Below are 16,497 nucleotides of genomic sequence, written 5' to 3'. Positions count from 1 at the left end.
TTTTGAGCTGATCATTCAGGGCAAGGCGATCCATACCTGTTGCCGTAACCAGGTCATTTTTCCGCAGACGGCTTATCAGGCGAGCGGTGCACAGGTAGGCGTGGACGCGGTGGAAAAAGCGCTGCCGTTCATGGAATTCTTCTACCGTCTGGAGAAAGAATGGAACCACAGATGGAAAAGCTCTGCAGTAGGTTCGGGTGGAAAACCGCGTCACGATACACAGGGGATCGGGGCATTCAACATCAATCCGTCCTTTGTGGAAGCGGGGACATATATTGCGGCAGTGGCGGGCAGCATGAAGGTCACATATGCTCTTTGGCATCCGCCGGAAGTAAGTGCGGAAGAAATTCTGGATGAGATCCGCGAGCGCGTGGCAGCGCTCGGGCAGACGGACGACTGGCTGCGCGAAAATCCGCCTGTAGTCAACGGGCCTGTATCTCAGTTATGGCCGGGATTTGTAACGGATGAAAATTCGGAAGCAGTCGTCACGCTTAAAAATGCGTTCCGGGATTCGGTAGGCAGGGAAGCGATCATATCTGGATTCCGCGCCGTGTGCGACGGAACATTCCTGCAAGAAGAAGGTATTCCTTCCGTCGTATGCGGGCCCGGCGCTATCAATGACGGCGGGCACGGGTATAACGAGTTTGTACGCAGAAGCGAAGTGATCGATGCGGCGAAGGTGTATACGAGCTTTATCTATGACTGGTGTGAATAGGTGGTGACGATATGCGTGGTGTGATTAAGTCCGAACGGGAAGCGCAAACAAGCCTTGAAGGCGAAGAACTGTGCCGTTTATATTATCAGACCGAAAAGATCACCTTTGGTGTTTCTAAATTGAAGCCCGGAACAACAGGGGATTTAGACTCCGGACACAAAGACGCAGACGAAGTGTTTTATTGTATGCGTGGGAATGTACTTTGCTATTTTCCGGAAGACGATCACTATTATGAACTGCGTGAAGGAGACGCTTTGCTGATCCCACCCGAGACGGGGCACAAGCTGTTCAATATCGGCGATGAAGAAGCAGTGATCTCATGGAGCTGCGCCCCTAAACCATAATGATTTTGACCTGATATCCCGTTTGCTTAAAACTGACGTTCCCAGCAGGCGGGATATCACAAAATATAGAAAGGAGAATACTGCATGGAAGACTATGCGATTAGAATCAAGGGTCTCACTAAAGATTTTGGATATAAATCCGGTGGTTTTTTGCTGGATAGTATCGATCTGGATGTGAAAAAAAATCAATTTGTGACTATTTTGGGTCCGAGTGGATGCGGAAAGAGTGTTTTGTTGAACCTGATGATAGGGATAGAGCGTCCGACAGCAGGCAGTATTGAATACAACGGAGCGGTATTTGAAAACGGTATACCGAAAGATTATAGAAAACAGCTGGGATTTGTATTTCAGGACAGCAATTTGCTGGCATGGAGAACAGTAAAGAAAAACCTACTTTTTCCCATTGAAATATTCAAGATGCAAAAGGAAATAGACGGCACAAAGAGAGCGGACGAACTGTTGGAGCTGATCGGAATGCAGAAATCAGGAAACTCTTATCCGCATGAATTATCGGGAGGGATGAAGCAGCGCGTCAATTTTGTGCGCGGCCTGATGCATGATCCTGATGTGTTGTTGCTGGATCAGCCGTTTGGCGCGCTGGACGCTATTACACGAAAAATGCTCAATTACGACCTGTTGAATTTGTGGAAACATACGCATAAGACAATTGTTATGGTTACGAACAATGTGGAAGAAGCCATCCTTCTTTCTTCCAGAGTCGTCTTTATGTCCAAAACGCCGGGAAGAATCAAAGAGATTGTCGATATCGATATTCCAGACGAGGCAAGAGGAGTGGAAATTGCACAGTATCCCGGCTATGCGGACATCGTAAACAAGCTGGAAACGCTCGTAAGGACTTTGGATATTAAGACAAGCGAGCGGGATATGCTTGTATAGGAGGAGAGTATTTTGAATAAAGAAACGGTCATGAAAAAAATTTTTGATTGGACAAGTCTGGCGCCGTACATTACATTCGTTATTATTTTCATTGCATGGGACGGGGCGGTATATCTATTCAATATCCCGGATTCTATCCTGCCACCATTGTCAAGCATCCTGTATACGCTGGTGTCGACCTTTATCCCTGTGCTTGGCCACCATATGCTGGTCACGCTATCGACAATCCTGACAGGTATGATAATTGGTGCGCCGCTTGGCATACTGATCGCCTCACTGGTTTCGCAAATGAAGATCGTTGAAGCGATATTGAAACCTTACATTATTATATTGGTGACTTTGCCAATGGTCGTACTTTTGCCGATATTGATGATGTGGTTTGGATTTGGGTCGACGGCAACGAACCTTGTTGTTATTTGCCAGACAGCTCCGATTGTGGCGCTTAACTCTATCACCGGATTCAACAGCGTTGAACGTTCAAAAGTCCAGTTGGGAGAATCGATGGGTGCAAACAGGTTGCAGATTTTTGGAAAAATTGTTTTTCCCAATGCATTGCCATATGTTTTTACCGGATTACGGCTGGGTGGTATATTTGCGACAACGGCAACGATCTCTGCAGAACTGGTCAGTTCGACAGAAGGATTGGGAAACAGGGTCATTTATTTTTCAAAAATGGTGCAAATGGAATCTGCGTGGGCATGCATTTTGTTGATCGCTGTAATAGGCGTAACGTTGTTCGGCATCCTAACATTTATCGAAAACAAAATAGTTGTTTGGAAGGAACGCTAAATTTCGGGGTGCATAGAATACGGAAATCAATGGAGGAATGAAATGTCGAATAATGTAATCGAGGTAAACAACCTTACAAAGATATTCAACACAAAAAAAGGACGTTTTTTGGCACTGGACAACGCAAGCTTTCATTTGGAGGAAAGAGAATTTCTGGCGCTGGTCGGGCCGAGCGGCTGTGGAAAATCGACGATTATCCGTATGTTGGACGGAATCATACCGTTTTCACAAGGGGAAATCAATATTTTTGACAAGAAATTTGTCAAACAGGTCAAAGGCGATATTCTGAAAAAAATGGGTTTTATCTTTCAAAGTCCGAACCTGCTTCCGTGGCTTACTGTCCGTCAAAATATGGAATTGCCGCTTAAGGTATATAAACTCAGCGGCGAACAATATCAGGAAAATATCAGGAAATTATTGAAAACGATCGACATGGAAGATTATGAGAACGCATATCCAAGCGATCTTTCTGGTGGCATGGTACAGCGTGTGGGCGTTGTGCGGGCAATGGTACATAATCCGGATATTTTGTTTATGGATGAACCGTTTGGCGCGCTCGACGATCACTCCAGAGAAACGCTGGATATGGAGACCTTGCAGATCTGGAGCGAGACAAAAAAATCGATCATCTTCATTACGCACAATATTACGGAAGCGGTATTGATGGCTTCGCGCGTTATTGTGATGGGAACGGATCCGGGGCGCATTTTAAAAGAGGTAAAAATTGACCTTCCAAGGCCGCGCAGGCTGGAAATGATCGATACGCCGAAGTTCAGCGAACTGGAAGATGAGATACGCGATTTGATCGGAAAACTGGATCTGTCAAAAATTGTATAAGGGGGGACTTGTTTTGAAAGCAAAGGATAGAGCAATAAGTATAAAGAACGAGAAAATCATTAGAATTCTGGGCCCCATATTGTTATTGATCATCTTGCTGGCTGTACTGCAGTTGGTCACAACGATTGGGAATGTGCCGAATTATATGTTCCCCAAACCGTCCGTCGTATTCGAGACGTTTGCGCAGAATCTGGTGCCGAAAATATTGCCCGCTGCAGGCGAGACGCTTACCGTTGTCTTGATCGGGTATGCGATTGGTGCGCCGATCGGGATCATGCTTGCGGCAATGATGTCCCAGTTCAAGTTGCTGAACAAAGCGTTTTCACCATACGTGATACTTCTGGTGTGCACACCGCTGATCTCTCTGGTGCCGATGCTTATGTTATGGATGGGTTATGGCATGAATGTGCGAATCATCGGGGTCATCATTCAAGTTTTCCCAATCGTCATGATGAATTCGTTTACCGGCTTCAATAACGTAGAGCACATCAAACTGGAGCTTATGCAATCTATGGGAGCAAAGCGATTTACAACATTTTTCAGGGTAACGTTTTTCGATGCGCTTCCGCATGTATTCACGGGGCTGAAACTGGGGACGATCTTTGCAACGATCACAGCAGTTTCTACAGAAGGTGTTTCAGGTAATATGGGGCTCGGGCATTTGATGATGGAGGCAAAGGGTGTACTGCGCACGGATATGATGTTTGCAACGATCATTATCTGCGCGATCATCGGCATTACCCTTTATTCACTGGTCAACTTAGCGGAAAAGAAAATTATAAAATGGAAAAAATAAAAGATAAGAAAGAGGTGTGTTCCATGTTGGAAAAATTTTCTCTGGAAGGAAAAAAGGCGTTTGTAACCGGTGCGGCGCAGGGGATTGGAGAGGTCGTTGCACTTGGATTTGCGGATGCGGGAGCGGATGTGGCGATTATCGACATGAATCAGGAACTGGCGGAGCAGGTGGTACAAAAGATCAAAGACAAAGGCAGGGATGCCATTGCCGTCAAGTGTGATGTTACATCCCCGCAGGATGTGGACGCGATGATGGACAAGGTGCTGGAACACTTTGGCGAAATCAACATTGCATACAACAATGCCGGAATCGTTACCTATAAAGGACAATTTTTTACTGCGGAGGAAATGCCCTTTGAGGCCTGGAAAAATGTATTGGATGTAAATCTGGACGGTGTGTTTCTGTGTGCGCAGGCCGCGGGAAAGGCAATGATCAAGCAGAAAAAGGGTGGAGCGATCATCAACACCGCATCGATGTCGGCGCACATTGTGAACCATCCGCAGACGTATTGTAACTATAATACGTCAAAAGCGGCGGTTTGGATGCTGACAAAGTGCCTGGCTATGGAATGGGCCAAGTACGATATTCGCGTCAACAGCATCAGTCCAGGATATGTCAATACACCGCTCGCAAAATATGCGGATAAGGATAAACTGGAATATTGGTGCGATATTACCCCGATGAAACGATTGGCCGAGCCCGAAGAAATGGTCGGAATGTGTGTATATCTAGCCAGCGACGCTGCGTCTTATACGACAGGCGCAGATATGAGGGTGGATGGTGGCTATACGATTTGGTAGGGATAATCTGACCTGCCAAAAATAATAAAGGGAATATGGAGGAGATAAAAATGAAAAAAATCTGGATATCGATTTTAGCTGTATTGATGGTTGTGGTGTTCTGCATAGCATGTGCGGCACCGGCTGCAGCGCCAAGTGATACACCGGCTGCAGCGGACAAGCCTGCGGCTGCAGAAGAAAACACGGCAACAGCAGAACAACCTGCCGAAAAGCCCGCGGACGGGAGCCTTGATACGATCACAATGGTTTTCCCGCGCTCCTTTGAGTGCTTGGACGACGCGCATATCCATGCTGCGCTCGAAATGGGTTATTTCGAAGAAGAGGGTATTGACCTAAAGATCGAACAGGCTTACGGCCTTGACGATCTGACCATGATCGTTTCGGGACAGGCAAATACAGGCTACCCTTCCAGCTTTGTTCAAATTGCTGGACATGAGCAGGGATTGCCGTTCAAATCTGTGTATCAGGTAGATAACGTCAATATATTCGGTTACTGTGTTCGCCCTGACAGTGGGATCAAATCGATTGCAGACCTGAAAGGCAAGACGATCGCCCTTGGTGACGCAGCGTGGAATACCATCAGCGACCCGATTCTCATTGCAGCAGGGGTAGACCCTTCGGAGGTAGAATATATCACAGCCGGCGAAAGCCGTGCACAGATGGTCGATTCCGGACAGGCGGATGCGGTGCTCACATGGTATAAAGAATTTGAAATGTGGGATGGCCAGGGAATCAGCCTTGAATGGCTGGCGGGAGAAGACGTCCTTCAATTAACAGGCGGATGTCTTGTGTTTGAAAACAACTTTATTGAACAAAATAAAGATTTGATTGCCCGTTTTGTAAGGGCATATGCTAAGGGCGCTTACTTTACCTATCTGAACCCGGCTGCAGCGACGGAGATCACGCTCGATAAATTCCCGTCTATTGAAATCGAATTCCCATATGCGTTGGCATCTATCCAATCCCTTGTGTACATTGACAACGGAAAAGATGTGGATGAGCATGGATATGGTTGGCACAATGCCGACAAATGGGAAACGCAGATGGACGCTTGCAGAAAGGGCGGAACATTAACACGCACAGACCTGACACTGGACGAAATCTATACCAATGATTTTGTTGAAGCGGCAAATGATTTTGATCACGCGCAGGTAGAAAGTGACGCGGCAGGCTATCAGCTGAAATCGGAAAATCAGCAGTATGCAGCGACAAATCCGCCGCGCAGCTAGTACGAGGGGTAAGATAAAAATAGGCAAAACCAGATCTGTTTTCAACCAATAAAAAAACCGTTTACATAAACGGTTTTTTTATTTTGCAAATTATGGGAGATTTTTACTAAAAAAAGCGCCAAAAACGACTTTTTAATCTATAATATATCTATTGACAAATAAAATGAAATATAATACAGTATAAATAGAAGGTGTTTAACACGTGTTAACAAAATTAAACTTTCACCTGTATACTGTAGGAAAAGGGGAATTATGAGGAAGACACACAGGATATCATTAGAAGAGATATCCAAAAAAATCAATATTTCCAGAACCACATTATACAAAGTAATCAATAAAAAAGGGTATGTGAAGGATTCCACGAAAGAGCTTGTGGAAGAAGCGCTGAAAAAGTATAATTACGTACCAAACTTAAACGCCAGAGACCTGGCACGACATACACGGCACGCGGTCGGCTATGTCGGGATGGATTACAGCGCCTCTTACTTCTTTACGATGATGCAGTGGGGCCTCAAACGGGCGATCGATGAATTCGGAGACAACGGGCTTGATATCGTGATCTCGAAATCCAGCCATCGCGACCCGCAAAAGCAGGTCGAGGAGATCGATAGGATGCTGCAGGAAGGAATCAGGGATTTCATAATCTCGGTTTCCGACGCGGACGTCCTGCGTGATAAGATCGAAGAGCTGCGCACGATGGGATGTAATATTGTTTACTTAAGCCGTTACGCGGAGGACGAAAACCGTGTGTTCGTCGGGGTGGATTATTATCAGAGCGGCGTGCTGGCTGCGGAGATGATGGGCAAGATGCTGCCGGACGGCGGCAAGGTACAGGTTATGGTCAGCAATACGCTTGCACGCGACGGCTACGTCAAAATGCGTTACGATGGATTTATAGATGAGATCAAAAAGTATAAAAAGATCGAAGTTCTGCCCATGAAACAGGAGATCAATACAGAAGCCGAAGCAAGCGAATATACAAAGCAGATACTGGACGAGCATAAAGACCTAAAAGGTATTTTCGACATCACTTACAAGACAGATACTGTGGCGGATGCGTTGATCAAAAGCGGTAAGCAGGACGAGATCAGGCTGGTGGGCTTCGACTTATATGAAAAGATTGCGCCGTATATCAGGAATTCGGCGGTAGATGTGATGATATCACAGGACCTGCCGGGGCAGGCCTATCTGGCGGCAAAGCTGCTGTTCAACTATGTATGCTATAACCGCCCGTTCGAAAAGAACGACTATTATTCAAGACTGGATGTAATTGTAGCCTCAAACCTCGAATATTTTGAGTACTAAAATACCTGTATAACAAAGAGATTTGAGCAACATTAAAATAGGTATGCCGTAAGCGGTATTCCGGCCTGTCCGAAGCGGACAAAATGGTTGGGGACTTCTGACGGCTTATCTGTATTTTGTTTACGCTTTTTTAAGAGAACTGTACAGAAAAACGATTAAGCAACACAACAGAAAAGGAGAATGAGCCATGAAAGAGTTGATGCAGCAGTGTTATGCACTGCTTGACGACAAGATCGAATTGACGCCACGCGTAAAGGAGCTGCGGGAAATCTTTTTTTCGCGCGAGCTGTCGGTATGCCCTGAGCGGGCTGTGCTGATCACACAATCCTATCAGGAGACGGAAGGTCAGCCGATGGTCGTGCGCCGCGCAAAGGCGCTTGATAAGATTTTGAGCGAAATGACACTGTATGTCAAAGAGGGGGACTTGCTTGTGGGCAATATGGCAAGTGTCCCGCGTGCGGCACCGGTATTTCCAGAGTTTTCAGTCGACTGGATCGAAAGCGAGCTTAACGGCGAGCCGTATTTTTTTGATAAGCGCCCGGGCGACGCGTACCAGATATCGGAAGAAACCAAAGAGATATTGCTGCGCGATGTGATCCCTTACTGGAAGGGCAAGACGCACGAAGACAGGGTGAAATCGCTGCTGCCCGAGGAAACGAGGGTCGCCTGCAAGGAAGTAAAGGCGATCGAGGAAGACTGGGTGATGGTGAGCGGGGACGGTCATACGATCCCGGACTATCAGAAGGTGATCCGTATCGGCGTAAATGGTGTGATCAAAGAGGCACAGCAAAAGCTTGATTCGCTTGATATCTCCGATCCGGACGATCTGCAAAAACGTCCGTTTTTGGAAGCGGTCATCATTGCAAATAAGGCGGTTCTTAAATTTGCACAGCGTTATGCAGACAAGCTGACACAGATGGCTGCGGACGAAAAAGATGATAAGCGAAAAGAAGAACTGTTGGAAATGGCGCGCATCTGCAGCGTAGTGCCAGCAGAGCCGGCGACGACCTTTTACGAGGCGATACAGTCGATGTTTTTTGTGAACATCCCGGTACAGGTTGAAAGCAACGGGCATTCGATCTCATTCGGGCGTGTTGACCAATATCTCTATCCCTTCTTTTTAAGAGATATTGAGGAAGGCAGGCTCGACGCAAAGAAAGCGTACGAGATCATGTGCTGTATGTGGCTTAAGGTGACGGAGTTTTCCAAGCTGCGTCCGTGGGCGGATACGGTCGCGTTTGTGGGTAACCCGCTGTTCCAAAACCTGACCATTGGCGGACAAACGTTCAACGGGCAGGACGCCGTCAACGAGCTTTCGTACCTGGCGCTGGCGTGCACCAAGAAATTGACGCTCATACAGCCGTCGCTTACGGTTCGTGTGTTCCACGGGACGACAGAACGCTTCCTTCGTGAAGCGGTTAAGGTGGTGCGTAAGGTGGGCAGTATGCCTGCGTTTTTCAACGACGAGGTCATAATCCCATCTATGTTAAACATTGGCTATTCTTATGAGGACGCTGTGGATTATGGCATGGTGGGCTGTGTGGAACAGGCTCCGCAGGGAAAGATCGGCGGGCGCTTTGGCGCGGGATTTCCCAACTTCGCAAAGTGGGTGGAACTTGCCCTGAATGGCGGCAAAGACCCGCGTTCAGGCAATACCTGTTGTCCGCAGGAAAAGGATTTGACGACGTTTGCATCGTTTGACGAATTGATGGACGCGTTTTATATGCAGATGCGCTACTTCCTGAGGCATCACGTAGCGGCGGGCAACGTAGTGGATATCTCGTGGGGCGAAATGACGCCCAATCCGTTCTTATCGGCAATGATCGAGGGCTGCATCGAGCGCGGAAAAGAGATCAAGGAAGGCGGCGCGAAATATGACTTTACAGGCGGGCAGAACGTGGGCATGATCTCTGCTGCCAATGCGCTTGCGACCGTCAAAAAAATCGTGTTCGACGAAAAACTGCTGAGCGCGCAGCAACTAAAGCACGCGCTTGATACCAATTTCGAGGATATGGCGACAGAACCGACAGGAGAAGTGATCCGCCAGATGCTGCTCAACGCGGACAGCAAGTTCGGCAACGACAACGACGAGCCGGACAACATCGCGGCAGAGATCATGAAATATTTCTCGCAGCACGAAATGCAATACAAGAACACCCGCTACGGCAAAGGACCGATCGGCGGCTTCTTCATTCCCTCCACAGCGACAGTGTCCGCGCATGTGCCGGCAGGCGAGTTTGTCGGCGCGACCGCGGACGGCCGTAAAGCTGGCGAGCCCATCACGGAGGGTACTTCGGCTTACCGCTCCACCGACCGCAAAGGGCCGACAGCGCTGATGAATTCCTATTCCAAGCTACCCAGTGTGCTCATGCCGGGAGGACAGCTCTTTAACCTAAAGATCACGCCTACGTCTGTACAGACAGAGGAAGGCATCGACCATTGGGTCGCGCTTATACGTACTTTGTTTGAAAATAAGGGCATGCAGATACAGTTTAACATCGTTTCGGCGGACGCGCTGCACAAGGCGCAGGACGCGCCGGATCAGCACAGAGACCTCATTGTGCGCGTGGCGGGGTTCAGCAGCTATTTCGTGAGCCTGTGCCCGCAGGTACAGGAGGACATTATCGCGCGGACAGAGCACATTCTTTGAGAAAGCGGGAGGAAACGACGCAAAAGAGATGAGCGAACAACCAAAAATATTCAATATACAGCGTTTCAGCACGCATGACGGGCCGGGTATCCGTACGGTGGTGTTTTTGAAGGGATGTCCGCTGCGCTGTGCGTGGTGCTCGAACCCCGAATCGCAGCCGCTTGATACAAGCATTTTTTTCCATGAGGAGCTTTGTATCGGCTGCGGGCGGTGTGTTGTTGCCTGCCCGCAAAAGATCCCGGTAGGGATGCAAGGGCGCGATCCAAGCTGTACCCATTGCGGCAAGTGTGCCCGGGCTTGCCCGGCGCAGGCGCTGGAGCTGATGGGAGAAGAAATGACGCTTTCTGAGATTATGAAGGAGATCGACAGCGACGCGCCTTATTACCGTAATTCGGGCGGCGGCGTTACGGTTTCGGGCGGGGAGGCGCTCTTGCATCCGGATTTTGTGTGCGAACTGGCGGACACTGTAAAGGAGGCGGGCTATCATCTTGCGCTGGAAACGACCGGGTTTGCAAATTGGTTTGTGGCAAACCGCGTATTCGCGAAATTTGACCTGCTGCTTTATGATATCAAGCATATGGACGACGAAAAGCACAAAAAATATACGGGCGTATCCAACCAATTGATTCTCAGCAACGCGCGGCGCGCCGCCAAGGCCGGCTATCCGATGATCTTTCGCGTACCGCTTCTCGGCGGTGTGAACGCAGACGAAGAAAATATTGCAGCGCTGCGTGATTTTGCCATCGAATGCGGCGTGAAGCAAGTGGATTTTTTGCCGTATCATGCATTGGGCGAATCAAAATATGCGCAGTTGGGCGAGGACTATGTATGCGAAGCGTACCGGCCGGAGCAAGACGTGACCGACGCGCTGGCAAAGATACTCACAGACGCGGGTATCCGTGTAAACGTGGGTGGGTAATCAGGCCAATACAATACACAATATATAATTTTCCACAAAAACAAAGGAGGCGTATGTGCGTCTCCTTTGTTTTACAAGCATATTTTATACGGCAAGCAATACGATGCCCATGATGCACAGGATCGCGCCTGCCACGATCAACAGCCAGCCGACGATCTTGCTTAAGAGCGTTCCGAATTTTGCGTTTTTTTCGAAGAACATGATCAGTGTGAAGAGTCCCATCCAAAAGAGGTTCATCATGCCGAGCGGGAACAGCACGATCATCAGCGCCCAGCAACAGCCGATGCACTCCAGCCCGTGCTTCATGCCTGTCAGAAGAGCGCCCGCGCCTCCTGCTTTCCAGTTGTGCAATACAAAGGTAAGCGGATGCTGGCAGCCGCGCATACAGGCGTTTTTGAGCGGACTTAGCTGATAGACGCCCGCAAGCAGGAAAATGGCGGCGACACCGATCAACGTATGCGTCCAACTGGTAAAAAGATCGCCGATCAACAGGATGATCCCCTCGCCGGCGAGCCAGCAAACGACGCCGAACAACGCCCATAAAAGCACATATCCGATGACAAACATTGCCGTAGGTGAGCTGCCGAAGCCTTGCTCTCTGCGGCGGGTGCTGATCGTATGGAATGCAAAGATCATAGGCACTGCCGTTGGCAGCATCATGCCGATACACATGATAATCCACATGGGGACAAACATGGAAAAAGGCGGCATGGTGGGCGCATAGGCGGCGGATGCAAGGCGGTCTGCCATCATTGCGTCCATAGAAGGATCGGTAGCGCCCGTCATGTCCATAGACATCCCGGCCATATCGCCGGAACCGGAAGACAGGGCAGTGTATACCCATGCGCCTATGGTAAGTGCAATGATAATGACCAGTATAATGATCCGTTCCTTGCCCCAAAATGTCTTTTTTTGTTCGCTCATAAGCGTCCCTTTTCTGAAAGTTTTTCTTCGGTCAGACTGCCGGATGACATTTGAAACAGGCGGTTCCCATAGCCCACATTGTCAAGGTCGTGCGTTGCCATCAGGATAGCGGTTCCATCTCTGCAGATCGTGGAAAACAGATCCATGATACCTTGTGTGGTCTCCACGTCGATATCCCCTGTTGGCTCGTCCGCCAGCAGCAGCAACGGCTCGTTCATCAACGCGCGCGCAATGGCCACGCGCTTGACTTCGCCGCCTGAAAGCTCGGCGGGATAACTGTTTTCCTTACCGCGCAGACCGACTTGTTCCAGCAATTCTTGTGCGCGGGACACGCCGTTGCCTTCGTGCTTTTGCAAAAAATGTGGAAGGCGCACGTTGTCGAGCGCGTTCAGGTTTGCAAGAAGGCTTAATCCCTGCGGGATATACCCAAGGCGGGAATTGCGCAAATGCGCCATCGCGCGTGCGTCCATAGCTGCAAGATCATTGCCTTCAAACAAAATTTTTCCGGAGGTGGGGCGCAGCAGCCCTGCCGCCATGTTGAGCAGCGTTGACTTTCCGCTGCCAGACTTCCCGATGATACTAATAAAATCACCGCTATGTACGCAGAAATCCACCTGCCGGACGGCGGTGAAAGAACCAGCGCTTTTTTGATATTTTCTGGTGACATGCTCGCATTGTAACAACATCATTCATTCTCCCTGATTGAAAAATAAGTTTCTGTTTTACTGAGGCGGATCGCCGAATACAGGCACGAAAGCGGGCCGATGAGGATGGATATTCCTGCGCTCACGAGCAGATAAACGATAATCGTCATGGCAGGGGGCGAAAGATACGGAAGCCCCATGGATGTCGCGATCAGCGTCTGGAACGGGAAGAAGATCAGGCAGGCCGCCATCAGGCCAAAAACTGTACCAATCATCGTTGTGAAAAGAGATTCGCACAGGATGACGCTTGTGATCTTGCCTCTGGTCGCACCGAGAACGCTTAAAAGGGCAAATTCCTTTTTTCGTTCGTTGAAGGTGACGGAAAATACAAAGAGCAGAACAAGTACGGCAACCACCCACAACAAGATCGTGATGGCAAGTGTCATGCCGCTGGTGTTTGCAAGCTCGTTGGATATCCCGCGCATAAAATCGTCCGAAATAACAATGTCCGTGTGCACAAAGTCGTTCGTGATCGTGGTCGAGACGGCATTTGCGTCGGCCTGCGCGTCAAGGCGTACCAAGATAGATGACACAAGCCCGCTGCCGCTGCCTGCAGGATGGACGGCTTTTTCGCCGGATAGGTCGATCATATGCTGCGCGGTAGTCATCGTCATAAAAATAGACGAATCAAAGCCCATACCCGTCTCGTCTAACTTGGCGGCTACGCGGAAGGGCTGGCCGTAGAAAAACACCTCATCGCCCGGTTCTGCCAGTATCAGGCTGCCGATCACAACTTCGTTTTCACCAAGCGGATCGTTCATCGTGCTGAGCATCCACGGGGTGATCGTAAAATCTGTTTGTGGATCGTAGCCGATCAATTGTACGGGCACGGTGCAGCACGCCGCATCGAGAGATGCGATAAAAAGCTGTGGGGACGCTTGCTTTACACCCGGTGTTGCGGAGACGTCCGCAATGATATCGTCCTCCAAGTAAAAGGTGCTTGGTTCGCTGCGCAAAAGGGAATTTTGCAGGTCGGCATCCGAGCCGCGCGGCACGATCATCAGATCAGCGCCGATGCGGTCAGACAGGCTCTCGATCCCTGTTTTCAGGCTTTGCGTAAGCATTGTGCCGAAAAAAACGGCAAAGGCAAACACAGCCACGATAAGCGCAAGGCCGATCGTACGCGCGGGCTTTCTTTTGATGTTTGTAAACGCCAGTGCGGCGGGCGACAGGGAAATTGCTTTCATGCTATGGCCTCGCTTTTTTTGTTTTCATGCTTGCTGCGATCTGCAGAATGCTACACACAATGGTAAGAATGCTGACGACTATGACACCCGGCTGCGTACCCATATGGCAGGGCATGACGGCGTTTTTACATACACCGACGATGCATGTCGCAATAAGGATCGTGGTCAGTGCAAGCGCTGCTGAAAAAATCCCCAGTGCCCGTTGTGTCTGTGCCTCGCGAAAGACAAGCATCAGCACGCCCGCGAGAGCCATCAAGACGCCGAATACAGTGGAAAATATGCCTGTCCAGTGGCAGGCCATGGGCACGGTATTACCGTTTGCAAGTTCAAGACCCTTGGCGCATACTGGCAGGAGGATTTGCGGCATCAGCGCAAGAAGAACGCCGAGCACAAGTATGGTAATGCCGAATATAGAAGTTTTTTTCATGAGAACACCTCTGGTTGGATTGAAAGGATTTCTTGTTACCGCCGGTCGTCGCGCCCCTTATCGTGAAGCATACCGCAGCATTAGATGTCTATTTGCATTCCGAGTCTGCGCGCTTCGCTTGCAAAGACATCGGAAGCAAACACCGCATCACGTCTGCGGATCACTCACGTCTATAAAAGGCGAATAGCATCCGGTATCTTGCTGCCCGGCGTATGCGAGTTAGACGGCGCGTAGCGCGTCTGTTGTCTGAGCAAGTAGACAGGTAACAAATAGCAGATGCGGCCTGCATATGAGACCGCGGTATGCTACGTGCATAGAAAGCGCGACGGCTGGCGGTAACAAGTGTTGACAGGAAGAACTTATTTCTCGTAACGGTCGTACTTGATGCCGATGGGCGAATCTGGAACCCATACATACCTGCCGTAAAATGCGTTGCGGCCGGTGTTGTTCATGACCTTCATGTTGTCGGCATAGCGAACGTCCGTGCCGTAGGACTGCGTCACAACGTACGCCAAGTCGCTGGCATTTTCATAGACGATGGGCATATTGTCGTGCTGGCCGATTTTTGCTTTGATCTTGACGTTCATAACGCCCGGGATGGCTGCCTCGCGGCCATAGATATCCGGCCGGTCATAGCTGATATCCACGAGCTTGACGCCATAGTTCTCCTCCGTATGGTCGGCCATGCCCGCTGTGGGGCCGCCCGCCTGTCCGGTGACGATGGTGGTGAGCGCGGCTTGCTGCTCGGGCGTTTTTGCGTCGATGTAATAAGCCGTCGTCCAGTTTTTGAGGCACATCTCACGCGGGGTGGAAAAAGCAACCACGAACTTACAGCCGTCAAGTACAACGTCCTCATAATGACCTTTGTCGATGATAAAAGTCAGGATGACGTCGCAGGGAAGATAGTCGGGCAGGATCGTGTTGTGCGGCTGTGCGCTTACGAGGCAAGGGCAGCTCACATCGCAGCTGCAGCTCTCGATATACTCGCCGTCAAGCTTCCAATCCGGCCATTTTACAGTACTGGTTTTCTTACTCATTTTAGGTCTCCTCTCAGTTTTTAATAAGGACCGAAAATTTTAATTGCAATTTAAAAGCATCTTTGGTAAAATATGTTTAAACACGTGTTAAGAAATATTTTACACGTGTGCATTAAAAGTAAAAAATGATAGCTTGTAAGTCACATACTAGCATCGTGATCAGGCGATGTCAACGGGCAACAGGAACATTCGACCCATACGTACTACTGTAAAAAAGCGCAAAAACCGCATAGAAAAAGGGTTTTTCAAGAATTTTTCCAAAGAAGAAAAAATGTCAAATGACATTTTTATAAAAAATATTGACAAATGATTTTTGCGGGGGTATGATAACCGTAAGCTACAAGGTCGAGACATTCATTTTCAAAGAACAAAACCGCAATCGTAAAAACCAGAGGAGACAATTGAAAACTGAGCTGTTTTTCGAAACAAAAAATGCAGGAAGCTGATCGATTTTTACAAAATAAGTACACGTGTAAAATGGCTTTGCAAAGAGAAAATAGTGGCGTCAAAAAACAGTAGAAATCCTCTTGTAAATCAAAATCACAAATAAAAGTTTTTATAAAAGAGCACCAAAAAAACAAGCAAAGGAGTGTTGTAAGTGAGCAGTCAAGGACATTTACTGGAGATGAAAAACATCTGCAAATCTTTTCCGGGCGTCAAGGCTCTTGATAGCGTTTCCTTCGAACTGGAGGAAGGCGAAGTACACGCGCTGATGGGTGAAAACGGCGCGGGGAAATCTACGCTGATGAAGATCCTGACCGGAACGTACAAGCAGGATGTCGGCGATGTTGTCTATAAGGGCGAGGTTCTGGAAAAACGCGACGAAAGGCTTACGCTTTCAAAAGGCATCGCGATCATCCATCAGGAGCTATCTTATGTTCCCTACCTGACGATTGCCGAAAACATGTTTCTCGGAAGAGAGATCGTGCGTCGCGGC

18 protein-coding genes are annotated in these 16,497 nt (G+C 48.9%); 13 read left to right on the top strand and 5 right to left on the bottom strand.

Going from position 1 to position 16,497, the window contains the following annotated elements; translation table 11 throughout:
* The 11 genes from VB081_RS08270 to VB081_RS08220 all read left to right on the top strand — a co-directional run.
* Window positions 1-715, top strand: a 715-nt coding sequence (locus VB081_RS08270) for a M20/M25/M40 family metallo-hydrolase (protein WP_323400349.1), incomplete at its 5' end; no start/stop codon positions are given.
* 11 nt (window positions 716-726) lie between these two features.
* Entirely contained in the window at window positions 727-1,059 is a 333-nt protein-coding gene (locus VB081_RS08265; protein WP_323400348.1) for a cupin domain-containing protein, read from the top strand.
* Between the two features lie 84 nt (window positions 1,060-1,143).
* Window positions 1,144-1,956 carry an ABC transporter ATP-binding protein gene (locus tag VB081_RS08260; protein WP_323400347.1) on the top strand — a complete coding sequence of 271 codons (813 nt, stop codon included), beginning with the start codon at window positions 1,144-1,146 and terminating at the stop codon, window positions 1,954-1,956.
* A 12-nt stretch (window positions 1,957-1,968) separates the two neighbouring features.
* The gene (locus tag VB081_RS08255) at window positions 1,969-2,745 is read left to right on the top strand and encodes an ABC transporter permease (RefSeq protein WP_323400346.1); all 777 of its coding nucleotides are present in this window, start codon (window positions 1,969-1,971) and stop codon (window positions 2,743-2,745) included.
* Between the two features lie 42 nt (window positions 2,746-2,787).
* Window positions 2,788-3,582, top strand: a complete 795-nt coding sequence (locus tag VB081_RS08250) for an ABC transporter ATP-binding protein (RefSeq protein WP_323400345.1) — start codon at window positions 2,788-2,790, stop codon at window positions 3,580-3,582.
* 13 nt (window positions 3,583-3,595) lie between these two features.
* On the top strand, window positions 3,596-4,378 hold the full coding sequence (locus tag VB081_RS08245; RefSeq protein WP_323400344.1) for an ABC transporter permease: 783 nt from the start codon (window positions 3,596-3,598) through the stop codon (window positions 4,376-4,378).
* Between the two features lie 23 nt (window positions 4,379-4,401).
* On the top strand, window positions 4,402-5,178 hold the full coding sequence (locus tag VB081_RS08240) for a glucose 1-dehydrogenase (protein ID WP_323400343.1): 777 nt from the start codon (window positions 4,402-4,404) through the stop codon (window positions 5,176-5,178).
* A 50-nt stretch (window positions 5,179-5,228) separates the two neighbouring features.
* Window positions 5,229-6,407, top strand: a complete 1,179-nt coding sequence (locus tag VB081_RS08235; protein WP_323400342.1) for an ABC transporter substrate-binding protein — start codon at window positions 5,229-5,231, stop codon at window positions 6,405-6,407.
* Window positions 6,408-6,659: 252 nt separating this feature from the next.
* Complete coding sequence (locus VB081_RS08230; protein ID WP_323400341.1) at window positions 6,660-7,712, top strand: substrate-binding domain-containing protein; 1,053 nt, start codon at window positions 6,660-6,662, stop codon at window positions 7,710-7,712.
* A gap of 187 nt (window positions 7,713-7,899) precedes the next feature.
* Window positions 7,900-10,362, top strand: a complete 2,463-nt coding sequence (locus VB081_RS08225; protein ID WP_323400340.1) for a glycyl radical protein — start codon at window positions 7,900-7,902, stop codon at window positions 10,360-10,362.
* Between the two features lie 28 nt (window positions 10,363-10,390).
* Window positions 10,391-11,281 carry a glycyl-radical enzyme activating protein gene (locus tag VB081_RS08220; protein ID WP_323400339.1) on the top strand — a complete coding sequence of 297 codons (891 nt, stop codon included), beginning with the start codon at window positions 10,391-10,393 and terminating at the stop codon, window positions 11,279-11,281.
* Window positions 11,282-11,365: 84 nt separating this feature from the next.
* Here VB081_RS08220 and VB081_RS08215 read toward each other — a convergent pair whose 3' ends face one another.
* From VB081_RS08215 to VB081_RS08200, 4 genes are read right to left on the bottom strand one after another with little or no spacing between them, the layout of a single operon-like run.
* A complete protein-coding gene (locus VB081_RS08215; protein WP_323400338.1) occupies window positions 11,366-12,205 on the bottom strand; it encodes a DUF2182 domain-containing protein in 840 nt (279 codons plus the stop codon).
* On the bottom strand, window positions 12,202-12,894 hold the full coding sequence (locus VB081_RS08210; protein ID WP_323400337.1) for an ABC transporter ATP-binding protein: 693 nt from the start codon (window positions 12,892-12,894) through the stop codon (window positions 12,202-12,204). Before VB081_RS08210 ends, VB081_RS08215 begins: the two co-directional genes overlap by 4 nt.
* Complete coding sequence (locus VB081_RS08205; protein ID WP_323400336.1) at window positions 12,891-14,096, bottom strand: ABC transporter permease; 1,206 nt, start codon at window positions 14,094-14,096, stop codon at window positions 12,891-12,893. The genes VB081_RS08210 and VB081_RS08205 overlap by 4 nt, the downstream gene beginning before the upstream one ends.
* 1 nt (window position 14,097) lies before the next feature.
* Window positions 14,098-14,523 carry a DUF4418 family protein gene (locus tag VB081_RS08200; protein ID WP_323400335.1) on the bottom strand — a complete coding sequence of 142 codons (426 nt, stop codon included), beginning with the start codon at window positions 14,521-14,523 and terminating at the stop codon, window positions 14,098-14,100.
* Between the two features lie 84 nt (window positions 14,524-14,607).
* Here VB081_RS08200 and VB081_RS08195 point away from each other — a divergent pair, with 84 nt between their 5' ends.
* The gene (locus VB081_RS08195; protein ID WP_323400334.1) at window positions 14,608-14,757 is read left to right on the top strand and encodes a hypothetical protein; all 150 of its coding nucleotides are present in this window, start codon (window positions 14,608-14,610) and stop codon (window positions 14,755-14,757) included.
* 125 nt (window positions 14,758-14,882) lie between these two features.
* On the opposite strand, the gene VB081_RS08190 is transcribed toward VB081_RS08195, so the two are convergent.
* Window positions 14,883-15,560 carry a DUF1326 domain-containing protein gene (locus VB081_RS08190; RefSeq protein WP_323400333.1) on the bottom strand — a complete coding sequence of 226 codons (678 nt, stop codon included), beginning with the start codon at window positions 15,558-15,560 and terminating at the stop codon, window positions 14,883-14,885.
* Between the two features lie 598 nt (window positions 15,561-16,158).
* Here VB081_RS08190 and VB081_RS08185 point away from each other — a divergent pair.
* A partial coding sequence (locus VB081_RS08185; protein ID WP_323400332.1) for an ATP-binding cassette domain-containing protein occupies window positions 16,159-16,497 on the top strand: 339 nt, incomplete at its 3' end.

This window comes from Christensenella sp. (assembly GCF_034927525.1).
Lineage (GTDB): Bacteria > Bacillota > Clostridia > Christensenellales > Christensenellaceae > Christensenella.
Note: the sequence above shows the minus strand (reverse complement) of the source record. Positions and strands in the feature narration are given on the sequence as shown.